The organism is Streptomyces sp. ISL-10 (assembly GCF_018614575.1).
GTDB lineage: Bacteria > Actinomycetota > Actinomycetes > Streptomycetales > Streptomycetaceae > Streptomyces.
The window spans coordinates 222,978-241,355 of the sequence record NZ_JAGGOJ010000003.1 but is presented as its reverse complement, the minus strand read 5'-3'; the positions used below and the strand labels follow the sequence as shown (position 1 = coordinate 241,355).

Here is an 18,378-nt window from a genome sequence, read left to right as displayed (position 1 = left end):
GGAATGCATTGTTCCACCCCGCCATCATACGTATAACGTATCCCCATGCCCCTCATCGCCTTGGTCTCCGTTGTCGTCCGCGACTACGACGAGGCCATCGCCCTCTACACCGGCGCCCTCGGCTTCGAGCTGGTGGAGGACACCGACCGCGGGGACTCCTCGCGCTGGGTGGTGGTCCACCCGCCCGGCGGCGCCGGCGGCACGGGCCTGCTGCTCGCCCGCGCCGAGGACGACGCCGAGCACGCGAGCGTGGGGGCGCAGACGGGCGGCCGGGTCGGCTTCTTCCTGCACACCGACGACTTCGCCCGCGACCGCGCCCGGATGTCGGCGGCGGGGGTGCGCTTCCTGGAGGAGCCGCGGTACGAGCCGTACGGCACGGTCGCGGTCTTCGAGGACCTGTACGGCAACAAGTGAGACCTCCTGGAGCCCCATTAGGCTTCTGCCGCATGACCGATCCTGCCCTCGACCTGCTTCGCGAGCGACCGGACCTGGCCGAACTGGCCGCGTTCCCCTTCGACTTCGACATCGGTCGCGCCGACCACGTCGAGGACGTGCACCTGGCGTCCGGTGCGTCGCTGGAGCCGGTCGCCGGTGACGACACCGGCGGCACGTACTTCGTCTGTGAGGACGGCACGGTCCTCTACGCCTCCTCCGAGGGAGATGCCGGAGTGGTCGGCGACAGCGTCTCCGAGGCACTGGAGGTCATCATCCGGCTCCCCTTCCCGGGGCACTGCCAGGGCCTCCTCCCCGACCTCGACGAGGCGGCGCTGCTCGCCGAGGTCAGCGCGGCGGACGAGGAGGCCCGTGAGTCGTTCGCCCCCGAACTGGACGCGCAGCGGGCGGCGTTGCTGAGCGGCCTCGGGCTGCCGTCCCGATCCCTCGTCGAGCTGAACGCCATGATGCACGCCGCCGCCCGGCGCACCGAGCCGGACTATCTGCTGCTCAACTCCGCCGAACTGTGCGCCTACGGGCTGCTGGACGAGGACGCAACGGAGCCGCTGCGCGACGTCGTCCTCGCCCCCGGACGGGCGGCGCTGGAGCGTATGCGGTCCGGCGGCCCGGCGGCCTGGGCGGAGGTGGACGGGGACCCGGTACTGCGGGCCGGGGTGCTGCGGGCGGCGCAGTACGACCGCCGCGTGGACGACCTGCCGCTGCTGCGCTTCCTGCTGGAAAGCGAGAACGCCGAGGAGAACGCCGAGCGGACGCGGCGATACGAGGAGCGGTGGCTCGCCGCGGTGCTGGTGGCCCTGCACGGGCGGGCGGCGGATGTGCCGCTGGTCCGGTCGGCGAACACCATGTGTGCGCCCGAGGACCCGGCGGGCGTCGTCGCGTGGGCACAGGAGCAGGACGCGAAGCGGTACGGCCCGGATGCCGCGACGGAGAGCGAGTTCACCTGGATCGACCTGGCCCGCCGCCAGGGCCGCATCGAGCACGCGCGCGTGGCGCTGATCCGCATGCTGGACGACACCGGTCCGGACGCCGAGCGGCTGCGCGCCCTCAGCCGGACTCTGGAAGACCTCGGGGACCACGGGCAGGCGGCCCGCGCCCAGTTCAACCTCGCCTCGCTCCAGGACACGGGCTGGGACCGGGCCGCGGAGACCTACGCCCTGGCCCGTGTACAACGCCGCAAGGGCGATCTCGCCGCCGCGGGCGAGGCGCTGGGGCGGGCACGGGCCGCCGTCGGCCTGCGCGACGGCGCCGCACCCGACGACACGGTCCCGGACTGGCACCGCCGTGGCCTGGGCCGGCAGATCACGGAGCAGCATCTCGAGCTCGTGCTCGCGGCGGTCGAGGCCGGCGATCAAGCCCTCGCACGGGAGACGATGGCCCACGCCAAGGTCCTGCTGAAGACGATCGCCCGGCAGTTCCGCAGCTCCTTGAGCGAACTGTCGACCCGGGCCAGGTGGGCGGTCGCGGCCCTGCCGGAGATCTAGAGCGGCAGCGCGCACGCCACCGCGGGGAACTTGAACGCCCCACCCGCCGACCGGAGTTCGCCCGTTCGCGCGTCCACGTGGAGGACGGTGACCGTGCCGGAGCGCTGGTTCGCCGCGAAGAGCAGACCGCCGGAGGGCGACAGGGCGGTCTGGCGGGGGAAGTCACCGCCGACCGGCACCGTGTCCAGCAGCCTCAGCCGGGCGCCGCCGGCCTCAACGGCGTACCGGGTGAGCGTGTTGGGGCCGCGGTTGGCGTGGTAGGCGTACGCGCCGTTCAGCGTCACCACGAGCTGTGCCGGGTAACTGGTTCCGGGGCCGGTGCCGGTCGACTGCGGCTCGCCGGGCCGCAGCGTGCCGGTCTCCGGGTCGTAGGCGCAGACCGTCACCGTGTTGTCCAGCTCGTTCGCGAGGTACGCGTGGCGGCCGGAGGGGTGGAAGGTCAGGTGGCGCGGGCCCGCCCCGGGGCGCACGGTCGCGCGGGAGACCTCCGTCAGGGCTCCGGCCCGGGTGTCGAGGCGGTAGGTGTACACGGTGTCGTTGCCGAGATCGACGGCGAGGACGTGGCCGCGGTCGGGTGTGGTGATGATCTGGTGGGCGTGCGGCGACGTGCCGGTGTGCCGGACGAGGTCCGTGCGTTCGCCGAGCGCGCCGGAGTCGTCGATGGGGTGGACGGCGACGCTTCCGGACCCGAAATTGGCGCTGAGCAGCCAGCGCCCGGAGGGGTGCACGGACAGATGGGCGGGCGCGGCCCCGCCCGTGGACCGGCTGCCCAGCACCCGGTGGCCGCCGTCGTCCGCCAGACGCACGGCGGTCACGGCACCGTCCGCACGCTCGTTCACGGCGTACAGGGTCCGCCCGGAGGGATGCACGGCCAGGTACGAGGGGTCCCCGACGCCCTCGATGACGCCCGCCCCGGTGACGTGTCCCGTCGTCTCGTCGTACGCGGCGACGCCGATCCCCGTCCCGCCCCCGTCGACGGAGGTGTACGTCCCCAGGTACAGCGGCCGGACCCGCCGGGCACGGGACGTGGGCGTGACCGCCGGCTGCGACCCCTGCGACCGCGCCCGGGGTCCGGGGTCCTCGGCCGCCCCGCACGCGGGCAGCACGGCCGCGGCGGCGACGCCCGAAAGACCTTGGAGAAAACGACGCCGGCTTGTCGCTCCCACGTTGCCCATGCCAGGCAGCCTAGCCACGAGCGGCGTCCGGCACAGGTCGGTCACTGCGCGTTCCCGCTCCTCGGCGAGCGGATCCTCGGCGCGGACGACGGTGAAGGCCAGGTCCGGACGGCGATCGAGCACACCGGCGTCGTTGCAGCCGGCGATCAGCCCGCGCACACCGTCCGGCGTGGATGCGCCGCCGGCGGCTCCGCCACCGCCGGCGTCCGGCATTCGAGGATGATGACCACATGACCGCGCACAACGATCTGGCTCCCGGGCCGGAACCGATCCCTGCGGACTGCGGGCCTCACCGGCATGCTCCTGTTCGTGGCCCTGGCCGCCGTGCTGTGGCTCGTCGCCGATGCCTTCGCGACCCGGAAGTGTTTCGACAGCGGCTACGGGTTGGGCGACAGCACCAGCATGACCGAGGAGGGTTGCGAAGTGACCGTGCGGGCCGCCGACGGCGACAGGAGCACGGTGCTCCCCACCCTCGACGAGCCGATCTCGACGGCGGCACTGATCGCGGGACTGGCCGGTGCCGTACCGCCCGGCATCTGCCTCTGGCCGGCAACACGGCGCACACGCTGACACAGCCTTGTCCTCCCGGCTCCCGGTGTGAGAGGGCGGCCTTGGGGCCGCCAATGAGTACAGCATTGGACTCTCCCACCGTGGGAGAGTCCACCATGATGGCGTGCGAGACGAACTTCTCACCATCGGGCGCTTCGCCCGCCTGTGCCGGCTCAGCGTCAAGCAGCTACGGCACTACGACGAGATGGGGCTCTTGGCTCCTGCCCGCGTGGACGCCGGCTCCGGCTATCGCTATTACGCACCTGAACAGGCACGCGATGCCCTGACCATCGCCCTGCTGCGCGAGATGGATCTCCCCTTGGCTGTGATCGCCCAGGCGCTGGCTGCCGAGCCCGAGTCCAGGGCACAGATCCTGCGCGCGGAGCGGGACCGGCTGGCCGAGCGGATCAGCAGGGACCAGGCACGGCTGGAGATGCTGGAGCGCCTGGCGGAGGGCGGCCTGCCCGGCTATGAGGTGACGATGGGCAGGGAGCCGGAGCGACGGTTGGCAGTGGTGCGAGCGGTCTGCACCCCTGCGGAGATCGGGGAGAAGGTCGAGGAGTGCGTAGGCCGGCTGCTGCCCGTGCTCGGCAAGGCGGGCATCGCATGGGAGCCGCCGCTGTGGGCGCTGTACCCGCTGGACCTGGAAGAGCGGATGCAGATCGCCGTCGGAGTGCAGACGCCGCAGGGGGAAGGAGGCACGTCCGGCGTGGAGTTCGAGGTGCTGCCCGGCGGACCCGTGGCCGAGACCGTGCACATCGGGCCCTACGCCCAGCTGCCCTTGGCCTACAACGCGCTCTTCGCCGCCATCCACGAGCGCGGTCTGCGCCCGCAAGCGCCCGTACGTGAGGCCTGTCTCGTCGGGCCGACAGAGGCACCGCAAGAGGAACTGATGACCCGGCTGATCATCCCCGTCCAGGAGAGCATGGCATGACCACGGTGAAAGACATCGATGCCCGCGGCACGCAGCACTGTGAGACGACAGCTCTGGGGGTGCTGCTGCGGCACCAAGGACTCGATCTGTCCGAGCCCATGCTCTTCGGCCTCGGCTCCGGTCTGTCCTTCATCTACTGGGACAGCAAGAACATGGGCTTTCCCTTCCTCGGGGGACGGGTCAAGCCTTTCGACCTCACCAGAAACCTGGCCACCGGGCTCGGGCTGGAGCTCCTGGTCCAGGAGACCACCTCCCCCCGCAGGGCATGGGAGAACGTGGCAGCCCCCATCGACGCCGGCCACCCCGTCGGACTACAGCTCGACAGCTACCACCTGGACTACTTCGGGTCGAAGGTGCACTTCGGCGGTCACGTCGTCGCCATGTACGGCTACGACGACCACGACGCCTACCTGGTGGACACCGACCAGCAAGGCGGAACGGTATCCACCAGCCTGACCAGCCTCGCCCAGGCCAGGGCCGCGCGCGGCCCGATGACCGCCAAGCACCGGTCCTTCACCCTCACCGCTCCGAGGAACCTGCCCTCCCCGAAGGGCCAGATCGTTCCCGCCATCACCGCCTGCGCCGACGCCTTCCTCAACCCGCCCATCGCCAACCTGGGCCACCGTGGCATCGAGAAGGCCGGCAAGCTGGTACGCACATGGCTCCAGCGGACCGACAACCCGCAACGGGACCTGCCCCAAGCCGCCCTCCTGATGGAGAAGGCCGGCACCGGCGGCGCCCTGTTCCGTAATCTCTACCGCGACTTCCTCGCCGAATGCACCCAACTACTCGACAGCAGCCACCTGCGCACCGGCCACGGGCTGTACACCGAGGCAGCCACCCTGTGGACGGAGGCCGCAGCACTGATCACGAAAGCCGGTGAATCAGGCGATGCGCAGTACCTCGCGCAGGCAGGCACCATCCTCGGCGATCTTTCCCGCATGGAGCGCGAGGCCATGCAGACGTTGAGCTGCCTGCGGGAGTGAGTCACCGAACTGCCCGCCACGTCGACGTCCGGCCCCGCCACCGCGCCACCCCGCGTACGACCAACGCCGCGTGAACACCCACCGTCCCTGGCGACGGCCCGGTGAATGCCGTCCGAACACTCCTGGCAGCCGTCGCAGCCCCCGCTGACGCGCTCGTAATTTGGCGCACATCTGTATCCGGTCAGCACGGGAGTCGGCGGTGGACGGTTTTCCCTGGGAGTCGACGATCGCCATCCTCGGTCTGGCCATCCCCTTGGCGGCCGCCGCGTGGGAGTTCGCGCTCGTCGGCCGCAAGCGTCTCGGCTACCGGATCCAGATGGACACCACCGCGCCCGACGCCGCCGAGGCCCCGCACGCCGGAGTGCTGCGGCAGATGCAGCGGGACGACGCCTCGCTGCGCGACCCCTCGTTCGCGCTGCTGCGCATCGAGAACAGCGGCTGGACCCTGATCGACTCCGACGACTACGTCTCCCAGGGCTCCACCGACGTCGGCATCGAGGTCCAGGAGGAGTTCGCGCCACGCGTGCGGTACTCGCTGCCGACGGTCGCCTCGATCGAACAGGGCAGGCGATTCCCCCCGGCGGCCTTTGTCGACCGGGCGGAAGAGGTACTGGACGCGTTCGGCACGATCAGGGGCGCGGCACGGCACCTGTCGCGGCGGCCGGGCCTGGCGACCTGGTTCCGCCAGTGGGCGGGCCTGGAGGCGGAGGCGGTGAGCCTCTACACGTACGAATGCCGGTTGATCCCGGGGCTGTTACAGACGGAGGCGTACGCGCGGACACTGTTCACGAACCAGTTGCCGCCACTGGGTGACGAGCAGATCGAGGCACAGCTCGTGGCGCGGCAGGAACGCCAGCGGTTGCTGCGGGAGCGGCCGAACACGGCGTACAGCTTCATCCTGGAAGAGCACCTGTTCCGACGGCGCACCGGCGGGAAGCAGGTCACGCTGGACCTCATCGACCACATCCTCGCCCTCGCCGAACTGCGCAACATCGAGATCCAGATCATGCCGCTGGTGCGCGAGGACCACGCCGGTCTGCACGGTCCCATGCAACTGCTGGAGACCCTGGACAACCGCTGGCTCGGCTACTGCGAGGGGCAGGAGAACGGCCAGTTCATCTCCGACCCGAAAGTGGTCAGCATGCTCCAGATGCGGTATGCCAGGATGCGGTCACAGGCTCTTACCCTGGAGGACTCCCTGAGCCTGTTGCGGCAGATGCGAGGAGCGGTATGAGCACCACAGAACTGGTCTGGTTCAAGAGCAGCTACAGCGGCAGCTCCGGTGATTCGTGCGTCGAAGTCGCCCTCTCCTGGCACAAGTCCAGTTACAGCAGCGGCTCCGGCGACTCCTGCGTCGAGGTCGCAGCCTGCCCCGACACCGTCCACGTCCGCGACTCCAAGGACACCGAGGGTCCCCAACTCGCCCTCTCCCCCGCCTCCTGGACCGCCTTCGTCCCCTTCGCCGCCGCACGGGCCTGACGTCCAGGGCGCGAACGCGCGCGGCTGTCCGCTTCGGCGGAAGCGGACAGCCTGTCCGGACCCGTCACCAGCGCTCGTACGCGGAGAAGGGCCGCACGCCCTCGCCCCAGCGCACGGCGATGACCAGGTCCTTGTAGGTGAGCACGTCCGCGAGCTCGTCGTAGCCGCTGACCGGGTCCTCGCGGAAGGCGCGGTCGTCCTCCTCGTCGCCCGTGGCGGCGTCGAAGACCATCAGCCCGTCCCCGTACTTCGGGGAGCTGGTCAGGACCGTCATCCGCCCGTCCTCCACGTGCAGCGCCGCGACGTCGTACGAGCCGCCCGGGCCCTCCCCCCGCCACGCCTCGTCACCGCTCGCCAGGTCGAAGGCGACGAGCCGATCGAGGTTGACATTGTCCTCGTGCTCGGCGGCGGCGAAGAGTTTCCCGTCGGCGACGGCCACCTTGTTCGGCTTGTCCAGCGGGATCTTGCCGTAGTCGCCGGTGGCCTCGATCTGCGCCTGGGGGCGGCCGTCATGGCCGAAGGCGAGGAAGGCGTTCACGCCTCGCTCTCCCTCCGCGACGCGCAGCACGGCCGGTTCGGCGGACAGGAAGGTCACGTCCGCGCTGGTGACGGCACGCCGTGCGCCGAGGGGAACGGTCCACCGCTCCTTGCCGTCGGCCGGGTCGAACGCGGTGAGCTTCAGTTCGTCGTCGCAGCCGACGACGGCGAGGACATGCTTCGCGGCGGCGGCGACCCGGTGCGGGACGCAGCCCTTCGGTACGGCGGCCTTCCAGCGCGGGGTTCCGGTTCGCAGGTCGAAGGCGCGCACGGCATGGACGCCGGACCGGCCGGAAGCCTTCTCCATCTCCCTCACCTGCCGGGAGCCGTCGCTGTCCCGGAGTACGGCCAGTCCTCCGCCGGTGGCGACGAGGTCGGGTTCGGCGGTCACGTCGCCGGTTGCCGGTGCGCGGGGGGTGTGCCACAGTTCGCGGCCGTCGGTGAGGGCGATCGCGGCGACGGTGGCGCAGCCCTTGCCCTTCTCCACCTCGGTGCTTCCCGCCGCGCCCGCCTCGCCGTAGGCGATCAGCACGACGGAGCCGTCGGCGACGGTGCTGACCGCGCAGATATCGGCCCGGCGGGGCACGACGTACTCCCAGCGCTTCTTGCCCGACCCCGCGTCGAAGGCGGTGACGGCGTCGAAGCGGCTGCGGACGACGGTGTCGCCGACAAGCCAGTTGCCGTTGCCGTGTTCGGCCGCCTTGCGGTCGACCGGGGTCTCCCAGACGACCCTCATGGAGAAGAAGGGCAGATAGCCCGAGCCGGCCAGGAAGACGGAGGCGATGCCGCCGACGACGGCGAGCCCCACACCGCCCACGATCAGTACGCCGATCAGCTTCCGCCACCGGCTCGCCGGTGCCCTCCCACCGGGCCGGCCATCATTCCCTTGTGTCGACACGCGGACCCCCACCCCTTTGCGACCATCGAACGCCCTGAGAGTACGGGATCGTTGATCGCCCAACGGACCGCCTGCCTACCGCGATTGTCCTCATCCACATCCGCGGCCGTGGACAGGCCGTGGAGCCGTACGGGACCGGTTGGCCAACGCCCCGCTGGGACCGACTGTCTCAGTCTTGCTCTTCGTCCGGAGCCAGTCGCAACGAGATCGAGTTGATGCAGTACCGCTGGTCCGTCGGCGTCGGGTAGCCCTCGCCCTCGAAGACATGGCCCAGGTGCGAGCCGCAGCGGGCGCAGCGGACCTCCGTGCGGATCATGCCGGCCGGACTGCGCAACATCGAGATCCATCATGCGCGGCGGCTCCGGCGACTCCTGTGTCGAGGTCGCCGCCTGCCCCGACACCGTCCACGTCCGCGACTCCAAGGAGGTGGAGGGCCTCCACCTCGCCCTCTCCCCCGCCTCCTGGACGGCCTTCGTCCCGTTCGCCGCCGCCCGGGCCTGGCACCGGGCTCGCGGCACCCGTCAGGCCGTTGTCAGTGGCCGGTCCTACTGTGGTTGTTGCGAAGGATCAGCACCACGAACGACCGACCGGGGGCATCATGACGGGCACGACCATCACCATGCCGGAGCACGCGTTCGATCCGGAGTTCAGGCACGATCCGACGCGGCGGCGGCTGACCGCCGGCGGACTGCCGGACGGGCACGCCCTGATGCGCTTCGGTCCGCTGTCCGAGGCACGGTCGCTGACCGTCCGCCAGTACGTGCTCGACATGGGCGCGGACGCGTCCGTACTCGCCCCGGACACCGGCTCCTTGTTCGTCCTGGGGCATCTCCTGGTCCAGGGTGACGAGGCGGACGAGATCGTGGTTGACGGGACGACGGGCCGTGTGTTCAGCATGTGGCTGTTCGACAAGCACCCGGAGAGCGCCGAGGTGTTCCCGCTCGCCCCCTCCGTCGACGCCCTCGCGCGCTTCCTGTCGGCTGTCGACGACTTCACCGCGCTGCGGGGCGACTTCGCCGACCTGGTGGGCCGCACGGGCCCGGAGGTGGTGGAGGAGGCCACGGCGCGACTGCTGTCCGTCTTCACCGACGAGGAGTGGGGAGACGGCGGCTGGGGCGCTGCCGGGGATCCGCAGGAGTGGGACCACGCCGTCCCGGCGTTCTGGCGGATCGCCGCGCTGATACGTCCCCTGGCCCTGATCGCCGCGCCGGGCGATGGCCTGCGGCTCGATCTTCCGAAGGGTTTGCTGGACGAGGAGTTCGGGCCGGGCGAAGTGGTCCGTATGGCTCCGGCGGACCTGCCGGCCGCTCTGGAGCACGAGCCGACACGCAGGTTCCTCACGGAGGTCGGGCTCCCGCAGGACGGTCTCATGTTCGAGCTGTGGCGCGACGACTACCTGCTGCAGACGCTGCCCGAGAGGGAGGAGACCGGGGAGGACGGGGGCGAGCGGCTGCCGGCCGGTGCGGAGTGGCTGGTGTGCCTGGGGAGCCTGGTCCACGACTTCGAGGCCCTGATCGATGGCCGCACGGGCCAGGTGCACTACCGGGAGTACCACTCGGACACCGTCACCCCGGTCAACGCGGACATCTCCACGCTGGCCTTCACGGTGTGGATGCACAGCCGGGAGCAGACGCTCGACAAGGAGCACGATTTCACCGACGACTTCTACGACTGCCTCGCCGACACGATGGCCGCCGCCCTCGCCTCGGTCGACCCGGTCGCCTGCCTCCCCGCGGCAAGCCCCGATGACTACCGCTACTGGCCGGAGGTGTTCCACGACGAGGCGGGCGGAGTCCTGTGAACTGCCTTGCCCGTCCGCTTTCGGCCACCACCACCCCCGCGCACCGGCCCTCTGCGGCGCTCGGGGTCCGCCCCGAACTGCCCCGCGCCATCACGTCAGCCGGAAGACCGGGCCTCGGGGCGTGAACGGCAGTGACGCGCCCTGGGGGATCAGGAAGGCGTGCTCGCGGCGGACGCGCAGCGTGTCGCACCATCCGTCGGTGATGACCAGGACCGGGGCGTTCGCGGGGAAGTCGTCGGCGCGGTGGATCAGGTCGATGCCCGGCTGGAGCACCGTCCCGCCGCGCCCGCGGACCCGTACCCGGCCGGCGATCTCCGCCGGGGGGAGGTATCCGGCGTCGTAGGCCGCCGCGTCGCAGAAGACGACGCGGGCGGCCGGGACGTCACGGGCCTCGGCGTACGAGGCGATCGCGCCGAGAGCCTTGCCGAGCAGGGCGCTGTTCATCGAGCCGGACGTGTCGAGGACGACACCGAAGGTGCAGCGGGGCGTCTCCTCGGACGGGAAGTACCGTCCGGCGCGCGGGATGTCGGGGGTGGACGCCTGCCGGCGGGCCGGGCGCGCATAGGACCGTACGGGCTCGGGCCGGGGCACGTACTCGTCGAACCAGCGGGCCAGTTGGGCGTCCCACGGCACAGGCGGGTGGGCCAGGGCGCGGATCTCCTGGACGAGACCGGCGGGCAGCAGACCGCGCTCGCCGTACTGGTGCAGGTCGAAGCCCTGCACCAGGCCGCGCCGGTAGAAGTCGTCCAGGTCGGCGTAGGGGCGGGCATCCGGGTGCGGCAGCGGCTCGCCGAGGATGTCGCCGGCGCCCTTGCCGCGCAGGGTCGCCAATCGGCGACGGCGGCGCAGGTCGGTGGCGATGCGGTCGTAGACCTCCTCCACCGACAGGTCCTTGAGGTCGGGGTCGTACAGCAGCCCCTCGGGCATCTCGCCGACACGCATCTGGACCAGCCAGCCGTTGACGACGAAGTCGGCGGCGACGTTGAAGAGCACCGGGTCGCGGGCGCCGCGGCGTTCGCCGTGGCGCAGGGCGGCGTGCAGCATCTCGTGCGCCAGGATGAAGCGCCACTCCTCGTCGGTGAAGGTCCGCAGCGGATTGATGTAGATCTCGCCCGCGACGGAGCTGACGGCGGCGATGGAGATGTCCTGCGTGCGGGCGAGTTCGGCGTCGGCGACGACCGTGAGGCCGGCCGCCAGGCCGCCGAGCAGGGGGTACGAGGAGACGAACCAGTTCAGGGCCCGGTCCCAGGGCCGCTGGGGCACGCGCTCGCCGGTGACGCGGTCGCGACGGCCGCCCGCCACGTCCATGGCGGCGGAGACACTGCGGGTGAGCGCGTGGGCGAAGGCGGTCTCCCAGTCGGGCGGGGCAGTGTTCCACATCTGCCAGGGCACCAGGACCTGGTCGGGGTGCTCGCCCGCGGTGCCGCAGCGCTCGTAGGCGGCCGGGATGCCGTCGCGGCGCCAGCGGGCGGCGAGCATCGCCTCGTCGCCGCCCGGATACGCCTCGGGGAGGTGGCCGGGAGGGCGGCCCACCGGGAAGGTGAGCAGGAAGCGGTTGACCACCGTGCAGCGTGCGGCCCGCTCGAAGCGGTCGGGCTGCTCGCGCCGTGCCTCCTTGGCCGCGGGCACGTGCCCGAACCCGAGGTGCAGCAGGCAGTGCGCGAGGGTCCAGGCCCAGTCGTCCGGTTCGGCACGCCGGGAGGGGTGGACGTGGACGACGCCGTTGGAGTCCACGGCCGCAAGCCCCCCGGCGGGCGTGGCGGCGCACTTGCCCTGCCGGCAGAACTCGGCCTCGACGGCGGCGAAGGCCGGGTTCCGCTTGACCATGGCGAGCCCGGCAGCGAACGCTTCGGTGGCCGGGTCGGGCTTGCCGCCCTGCTGCCCCGCGGCGGCCTTCTTCACCGCCGGGCCTCCACCAGCCGCGGCATGTCGCGGGCGGCCTCGACGAGGAACCAGGAGGGCAGCACGGGCTGCCCGTCGGTGTCGTCCGCGATGACGGTCTGCGCGACCTCGACGGAGATCTCGGCGAGCTGCACGAGCAGCGACTTGGCCCGGTAGGCGGTCTGCCGCATCGACGGCGACACGTGCTCCTTCTGCCGCGGCAGCTCCTTCACCAGCCGCCCCCGGAACGCCTCGGCCAGGTAGTAGAGCAGGTCCCGGTCCTGAAGGCGGTTCGGCCAGGAGGCGTCACCCTTGAGGATCGCCTCGATGCCGAAGGTGTGCCGCACGATCTTGGCGTAGCCGCAGAAGGAGACGGCGTGGGCAGGCGTGAGGGTGCCGTGGACGACGACTTTGAGGGTGTCCTCGTCGATGCCCGGACCGAAGGAGTGCAGGGCGTCGGAGAGCATGTGCCAGGAGCGGGGCGTGGAGAACGGCTCCTCGGTCTTGGGCGGCTGCGACCAGAGGTGGTCGGGGCGGTCGGTGAGGTAGTCCGTCACCCAGGGGTGGATGCCGTGCTCGCCCGCCCAGACCAGCCAGTCCGCCGACGACGCCTGGAGATGCACATGGGTGAGGCGGTTCACCAGCGCCGACGCGATGGGCCGCGCGAGGGCGTTGTCGGTGGCGCGGTTCCCCGCGCCGATGACGATCGAGCCGGCGGGCAGCTCGTAGGACCCGATGCGCCGGTCCAGGATCAGCGAGTAGAACGCCTTCTGGACGTCGGGGGACGCGGCGTTGAGCTCGTCGAGGAAGAGGCAGTACGGCTCGTCGCGGGCGATGGCCTCGGGCGGGCAGAACACGGACCGCCCGTCACGAATCTGCGGCACCCCGATCAGGTCCTCGGGCGCCAGCTGCGTCCCGAGCAGACTCACGCACTCCAGCCCGAGCGATTCGGCGAACCTCCGCACGAGCGACGACTTCCCGATCCCGGGCGCGCCCCACAGGAAGACGGGCCGCACGGTGGCGAGCCCGAGCAGCAGTTCGGGAACCTGGGCGGGAGTGACGGTGACAGCGGCCTGCACGCGGAAGTGTTCCTTCGGTTCGCGGGGACGGGAACGGGCCCGCCCAGTCTGGGCGGGCCCGGCAGTCGGCGCAGCCGATTTTTCTCCCGGCCGGTGCCGCGAGCGGCAATGTTCGCCGGAAGGGGCACCGGTCCACGACCGGCGGTGTCCGCCGGGAGGAGCCCTAGTCCGCGTCCGGCTCCAGCCGCAGCGAGATCGAGTTGATGCAGTACCGCTGGTCCGTCGGCGTGGGGTAGCCCTCGCCCTCGAAGACATGGCCCAGGTGGGAGCCGCAGCGTGCGCAGCGGACCTCGGTGCGGACCATGCCGTGGGAGCGGTCCGCGATCAGCTCGACCGCGTCGGTGTCCCTGGGGTCGTAGAACGAGGGCCAGCCGCAGTGCGACTCGAATTTCGTGTCCGAGCGGAACAGCTCCGCCCCGCAGGCACGGCAGGAGTAGGTGCCGGCCGTCTTGGTGTCCGTGTACTCACCGACGAACGCGGGCTCGGTCCCGGCCTGGCGCAGAACCGCGTACTCCGCCGGGCTCAGCTCCGCCCGCCACTGCTCGTCCGGCTTCTCGACCTCGTACGACATCAACCGCTCCCTCAGTTCGACAGGCGGGCCAGGATCATCGGACCGAGGTCCGTCACATCGCCCGCGCCCATCGTGAGAACGAGATCGCCGGGCCGCGCCATTCCCGCGATCACCTCGGGGACGGCCGCCTTGTCGTGGACGGCGGTGACCTCGGCGCCCGCGGTGCGCGCCGCGTCGATGATCAGCTCGCTGGTGATGCCGGGGATCGGGTCCTCGCGGGCCGGGTAGATGTCGAGGACCACCGAGGCGTCGGCCAGCGCCAGGGCCTGGCCCATCTCCGCGCCGAGTTCCTGGGTGCGGGAGAAGAGGTGCGGCTGGAAGACGACGAGCAGCCGCGAGTCGGCGGCCGCGCCGCGCATGGCCTCCAGGTCGGCGGTCATCTCGGTCGGGTGGTGGGCGTAGGAGTCGATGACCTGGACGCCCGCGGCCTCGCCCTTGAGCTGGAGGCGGCGCTTGACGCCGGTGTACGTGCCGAGGGCGGAGGCCAGGTTGTGCGCCGGGATGCCGAGGGCGACGCCGGCGGCGAGCGCGGCCACCGCGTTGTGGGCGTAGTGGCGGCCGGGGACGGAGACGGTGAAGGTGAGGAGGCGGCCGTCGAGCATGACCGTGACCTCGCTGGTCAGGCCGCGCGGGGTGACCTTGTGGATGCGGACGTCGGCACCCTCGGACTCCCCGTAGGTGACGACCTTCAGGGACGACCGGTCGCGGACGCGGGAGGCCAGCTCGACCGCGCCGGGCTGGTCGGCCGCGATGACCAGCGTGCCGCCGGGGACGACCTTGCCGACGAATGTCTCGAAGGACTCGTAGATCTCGTCCATCGAGGCGTAGTTGGCGTGGTGGTCGAGCTCGACGTTGAGGACGATCGCGACCTCGGGGTCGTACTTCTGGAAGCTGCGGTCGCTCTCGTCGGCCTCGGCGACGAAGATCTCGCCCTCGCCGTGCCGTGCGTTGGTGCCGGGGCCCTCGAGGTCGCCGCCGATGGCGTACGAGGGGTCCAGACCCAGCTCGGTCAGGGCCACGGCCAGCATGGACGTGGTGGTGGTCTTGCCGTGCGTGCCCGCGACGGCGATCGAGCGCAGTCCGGTCATCAGCGAGGCGAGCGCGTCGGAGCGGTGGACGACCGGAACGGACAGTTCGGCGGCGCGGGCGAGCTCCGGGTTGTCGGCGCGGATGGCGCTGGAGACGACGACGCAGCTGGCGTCAGCGGCCAGGTGCTCGGCGGCGTGCCCGATGTGCACGGTCGCGCCCAGCGCCCGCAGGGACTCGGCGGTCGCGGACTCCTTGGCGTCGCTGCCCGCGACCTTCGCGCCGCGCTGGGCGAGGATCTTCGCGATCCCCGACATACCGGCTCCGCCGATGCCGATGAAGTGCGGGCGCTCCATGGCGCTGGGAACGGCGGGTGCCATGTGTCTGTCTCCCCGGGGTGTGCGTACACGTGCAGGGGCCCACCCTATTGCCTGCTCCTGCCTGCGGACGCGCCCCCGGTCGGCTACTCGCTGTGCGCGAAGAGCTTCAGCACCGGTACGCCGACCTTGTGCCGGGCCCGCGACGCCCAGTCCCGGTGGAAGAACTCCTCCACGTAGTGCGGCTCGGTCAGCACGATCACCTCGTCGGCGGCTTCCTCGTCGACGACGGCCTGCAGCTTGTCCAGCGGGTGGGCCTCGATGACCTGGCCCACGGCGTCGCATCCGCGGGCGCGCAGGGCGGCCAGGGTGCGTTCGAGGCCGTGCTGGGCAGGGGCCTTTGCCTCCTCGCCCGCCGGCTCCTCGGCCTCGCGGACGGCCTCCTTCAGTTCTCCGAGCGCCACGTCGTCGATGGCACGCAGCAGCACGTCGGCCTGGTCACCGCGCGGCTGCATCAGCACGACGAAAGAGACGGCCTCGTCCCCGTGCAGGGTGGTGACGAACTCCACGTCCTCGGAGGTGAGGGGCTTCTCGATCATCAGTACGCTTGTGAACACGTTCAGGAGCCCTTCTGCGGAAACCATCCGTCCCCCGTGACGGCACGGGGTCTGCGAGATAAGTGTGCCCCTCCGACGCTAAGCGGAACGATAAATTCCACGATTGTCACCGACCAGCGCGCCAGACGCGCGACGGTCACCGGCCCCTGTGGCCACCGGCCCGCGCACCACGCGCGGCGCGTCCGGCACGCCTCACACCCGGCGGTACCGGGTGAAGAGGAAGCCCTGCTCCTCCAGCACCGACGCCAGTGCGAACCGCGCCGGATCGGCCAGCGCCGGTCCGCCCGCGATGCGCTGCGCGTCCCCGACCGTCATCGTCGGCGACACCGTCAGGCACAGCTCGTCCAGTACCCCGGCAGCCGCGAACTGACCCAGCATCCGCGGTCCGCCCTCGGTCAGCAGTCGCACAAGGCCGCGCTCGGCGAGCGCCCGTACGGCCCGCGCGGGCTCCACACCCGGCCCGTCACCGGCCACGACGACGTCGGCCCCCGCCTTCTCCGCCTCCCTGATGCGGTCGGGGGCCGCGGCGGCTCCGGTGAGCACCAGCGTGGGCACCAGCGGTTCGGTGAACAGCGGCAACGAGAAGTCGAGGTCGAGCGAGGCGCTGACCACCGCGATCGCGGGCGCGGGCCCCTGCCCGGCAGCAGCCCTGCGCTCCGCGAAGGCCCCTCGCGCCCGGGCAGGCCGGTAGCCCTCGAGCCGTACGGTCTCGGCACCGACCACCACGGCGTCGGCGAGACCGCGCAGGGCGCCGAAGATCCGCATGTCCGCGTCGGAGGAGATGGGCTGCGAGCGGCCGTCGTGCTGGGCCGCGCCGTCGAGCGAGGAGACCATGTTGGCCCGCAGCCAGGCACGCGCGCGGCCGGCGCCGCCCTCGTGAGGCACGTCGGCGGGGTAGGCATAGGCGTCGGCCAGCTCGTCCAGCGACCACTCCCGGTCTTCCCGGACGTCGGCGGGCGGTGTCTGGTCGGTCACAGGGAACAGGCGTCGCATGTCCTGCAGTCTTACACGCCCCTTACAGTTGAGTACTGTGCCGACCAGCCCGATAGCCGAAGCCGCGCCCCTGTCGCTGTGCGCCCGCGAGCCGCACGTTCCCGCCGACCGTCTGGTCGCGGAGATGGTGCCGCCGCCGCGTTTCGACGCGGTGCGCTTCGACACCTACGTCCCCGATCCGCAGCAGCCCAGCCAGATCGAGGCCGTCAAGGTGCTGAGCGACTTCGCGTCCGGCCTCGGCGACGCGCACGCCTCTGGCGGCGGCAAGCGGCGCTGGTTCGCGAGGGCCCCCAAGAACACGGCCCCCGCCGCGCCGCGCGGCGTCTACCTCGACGGCGGCTACGGCGTCGGCAAGACCCACCTCCTCGCCTCGCTGTGGCACGCCACCCCGGCCGAGCCCTCGCTGAAGGCCTTCGGCACGTTCGTGGAGCTGACGAACCTGGTCGGCGCGCTCGGCTTCCAGCAGACCGTCCGGACGCTCAGCGGGCACCGTCTGCTGTGCATCGACGAATTCGAGCTCGACGACCCGGGTGACACCGTTCTCGTCTCCACCCTGCTCGGCAAGCTGGTCGACGCGGGTGTGGCGCTCGCCGCCACCTCGAACACGCTGCCCGGCAAGCTGGGGGAGGGCCGCTTCGCCGCCGCCGACTTCCTGCGCGAGATCCAGGGCCTGTCGGCCCACTTCCGCCCGCTGCGGATCGACGGCGAGGACTACCGCCACCGCGGCCTGCCCGAGGCCCCTCCTCCGTACTCCGACGAGCAGGTCGCCAAGGCCGCGTACGCGACCGAGGGCGCTTCCCTGGACGACTTCCCGCACCTGCTGGAGCACCTGGCCAGGGTCCACCCGAGCCGCTACGGCGCGCTGACCGACGAGGTGCGGGCCGTGTGCCTCACCGATGTCCAGCCGGTGCCCGACCAGTCGACCGCGCTGCGGCTCGTCGTCCTCGCCGACCGGCTGTACGACCGGGAGGTTCCGGTGCTCGCCTCGGGCCTGCCGTTCGACCGGCTGTTCAGTGACGAGATGCTGAACGGCGGCTACCGCAAGAAGTACTTCCGGGCGATCTCGCGGCTCACCGCGCTGGCGCGGGACGCGAAGGCCTTGGTGGCGCAGTAGGTTGGGGCGGTAGACCCGATCTGAAGGGAACCATCATGGCCACCACGCGTCAGGCTCACAACGTCTGGGAAGGCAGCCTCCTCGAAGGCAAGGGCGTCGTCTCTCTCGACTCCTCCGGCATCGGCGAGTACCCCGTCTCCTGGGCGGCGCGGACCGAGCCCGCCGAGAGCGGTCGCACCAGCCCCGAGGAGCTGATCGCAGCGGCCCACTCCAGCTGCTTCAACATGGCCTTCTCACACGCCCTCGCGGGCGCCGGCACGCCGCCGGCCCGCCTGGAGACCAAGGCCGATGTGACCTTCCAGCCCGGCGAGGGCATCACCGGCATCCACCTGACCGTCGTGGGGACGGTCCCCGGTATGGACGAGGCCGCCTTCGTCAAGGCCGCCGAGGACGCCAAGGTGAACTGCCCGGTGAGCCAGGCGCTGAGGGCCACGCCGATCACGCTCACCGCCACGCTGGGCTGAGCGGAGCGCACCACGGGCCACAG

At 71.4% G+C, this 18,378-nt stretch carries 18 protein-coding genes and 2 pseudogenes; 11 read left to right on the top strand and 9 right to left on the bottom strand.

The window, feature by feature from the left end; genetic code table 11:
* Positions 1–45 precede the first annotated feature (45 nt).
* On the top strand, positions 46–414 hold the full coding sequence (locus J7E88_RS02010; RefSeq protein ID WP_215176536.1) for a VOC family protein: 369 nt from the start codon (positions 46–48) through the stop codon (positions 412–414).
* Positions 415–446: 32 nt separating this feature from the next.
* Positions 447–1,934, top strand: a complete 1,488-nt coding sequence (locus J7E88_RS02005; protein WP_251022002.1) for a hypothetical protein — start codon at positions 447–449, stop codon at positions 1,932–1,934.
* Here the strand turns inward: J7E88_RS02005 and J7E88_RS02000 are convergent.
* A complete protein-coding gene (locus tag J7E88_RS02000) occupies positions 1,931–3,109 on the bottom strand; it encodes a lactonase family protein (protein ID WP_215177381.1) in 1,179 nt (392 codons plus the stop codon). The two genes, J7E88_RS02005 and J7E88_RS02000, sit on opposite strands and share 4 nt — an antisense overlap.
* Before the next feature lie 297 nt (positions 3,110–3,406).
* Between J7E88_RS02000 and J7E88_RS01995 the strand changes: the two genes are divergently transcribed.
* The 5 genes from J7E88_RS01995 to J7E88_RS01975 all read left to right on the top strand — a co-directional run bounded on the left by J7E88_RS01995 (position 3,407) and on the right by J7E88_RS01975 (position 7,057).
* The gene (locus tag J7E88_RS01995; protein WP_215176534.1) at positions 3,407–3,679 is read left to right on the top strand and encodes a hypothetical protein; all 273 of its coding nucleotides are present in this window, start codon (positions 3,407–3,409) and stop codon (positions 3,677–3,679) included.
* A gap of 103 nt (positions 3,680–3,782) precedes the next feature.
* Positions 3,783–4,592, top strand: coding sequence for a MerR family transcriptional regulator (locus tag J7E88_RS36930; RefSeq protein ID WP_215176533.1), 810 nt, complete (start codon positions 3,783–3,785; stop codon positions 4,590–4,592).
* Positions 4,589–5,578, top strand: a complete 990-nt coding sequence (locus J7E88_RS01985) for a BtrH N-terminal domain-containing protein (protein WP_215176532.1) — start codon at positions 4,589–4,591, stop codon at positions 5,576–5,578. Before J7E88_RS36930 ends, J7E88_RS01985 begins: the two co-directional genes overlap by 4 nt.
* A 199-nt stretch (positions 5,579–5,777) precedes the next feature.
* Positions 5,778–6,812, top strand: coding sequence for a helix-turn-helix transcriptional regulator (locus J7E88_RS01980; RefSeq protein ID WP_308307234.1), 1,035 nt, complete (start codon positions 5,778–5,780; stop codon positions 6,810–6,812).
* A complete protein-coding gene (locus tag J7E88_RS01975) occupies positions 6,809–7,057 on the top strand; it encodes a DUF397 domain-containing protein (RefSeq protein WP_215176531.1) in 249 nt (82 codons plus the stop codon). Before J7E88_RS01980 ends, J7E88_RS01975 begins: the two co-directional genes overlap by 4 nt.
* A gap of 64 nt (positions 7,058–7,121) precedes the next feature.
* Here the strand turns inward: J7E88_RS01975 and J7E88_RS01970 are convergent, their stop codons facing one another.
* A complete protein-coding gene (locus J7E88_RS01970; RefSeq protein ID WP_215176530.1) occupies positions 7,122–8,492 on the bottom strand; it encodes a PQQ-binding-like beta-propeller repeat protein in 1,371 nt (456 codons plus the stop codon).
* Between the two features lie 169 nt (positions 8,493–8,661).
* A pseudogene (locus J7E88_RS01965) lies at positions 8,662–8,811 on the bottom strand (peptide-methionine (R)-S-oxide reductase); the annotation flags it as partial.
* Between the two features lie 29 nt (positions 8,812–8,840).
* Here J7E88_RS01965 and J7E88_RS01960 point away from each other — a divergent pair.
* Both J7E88_RS01960 and J7E88_RS01955 read left to right on the top strand, forming a co-directional pair.
* Positions 8,841–8,957 (top strand): annotated as a pseudogene (locus tag J7E88_RS01960) (DUF397 domain-containing protein); the annotation flags it as partial.
* 133 nt (positions 8,958–9,090) lie between these two features.
* Positions 9,091–10,293, top strand: a complete 1,203-nt coding sequence (locus tag J7E88_RS01955) for an SUKH-4 family immunity protein (protein ID WP_215176529.1) — start codon at positions 9,091–9,093, stop codon at positions 10,291–10,293.
* Positions 10,294–10,383: 90 nt separating this feature from the next.
* Here the strand turns inward: J7E88_RS01955 and J7E88_RS01950 are convergent, their stop codons facing one another.
* From J7E88_RS01950 to J7E88_RS01925, 6 genes are all read right to left on the bottom strand, one after another.
* Positions 10,384–12,195: a hypothetical protein gene (locus J7E88_RS01950; RefSeq protein ID WP_374196207.1), complete on the bottom strand. Its 1,812-nt coding sequence runs from the start codon at positions 12,193–12,195 to the stop codon at positions 10,384–10,386.
* On the bottom strand, positions 12,192–13,253 hold the full coding sequence (locus tag J7E88_RS01945) for an ATP-binding protein (protein WP_215176528.1): 1,062 nt from the start codon (positions 13,251–13,253) through the stop codon (positions 12,192–12,194). The genes J7E88_RS01950 and J7E88_RS01945 overlap by 4 nt, the downstream gene beginning before the upstream one ends.
* Positions 13,254–13,416: 163 nt before the next feature.
* On the bottom strand, positions 13,417–13,824 hold the full coding sequence (msrB, locus tag J7E88_RS01940) for a peptide-methionine (R)-S-oxide reductase MsrB (RefSeq protein ID WP_215176527.1): 408 nt from the start codon (positions 13,822–13,824) through the stop codon (positions 13,417–13,419).
* An 11-nt stretch (positions 13,825–13,835) separates the two neighbouring features.
* Positions 13,836–15,230, bottom strand: coding sequence for a UDP-N-acetylmuramate--L-alanine ligase (murC, locus tag J7E88_RS01935; protein WP_215176523.1), 1,395 nt, complete (start codon positions 15,228–15,230; stop codon positions 13,836–13,838).
* Between the two features lie 83 nt (positions 15,231–15,313).
* Positions 15,314–15,784 (bottom strand): indole-3-glycerol phosphate synthase, encoded by a 471-nt coding sequence (locus J7E88_RS01930; protein WP_215176522.1) that lies wholly within the window; start codon positions 15,782–15,784, stop codon positions 15,314–15,316.
* A gap of 192 nt (positions 15,785–15,976) precedes the next feature.
* Positions 15,977–16,777, bottom strand: coding sequence for a pyrimidine reductase family protein (locus J7E88_RS01925; RefSeq protein ID WP_215176521.1), 801 nt, complete (start codon positions 16,775–16,777; stop codon positions 15,977–15,979).
* On the opposite strand from J7E88_RS01925, the gene zapE reads away from it, so the two are divergent.
* Both zapE and J7E88_RS01915 read left to right on the top strand, forming a co-directional pair.
* Positions 16,776–17,891: a cell division protein ZapE gene (gene zapE, locus J7E88_RS01920; RefSeq protein WP_215176519.1), complete on the top strand. Its 1,116-nt coding sequence runs from the start codon at positions 16,776–16,778 to the stop codon at positions 17,889–17,891. The two genes, J7E88_RS01925 and zapE, sit on opposite strands and share 2 nt — an antisense overlap.
* Positions 17,892–17,926: 35 nt before the next feature.
* A complete protein-coding gene (locus tag J7E88_RS01915; RefSeq protein ID WP_215176513.1) occupies positions 17,927–18,355 on the top strand; it encodes an OsmC family protein in 429 nt (142 codons plus the stop codon).
* The last annotated feature ends 23 nt before the right edge of the window (positions 18,356–18,378 follow it).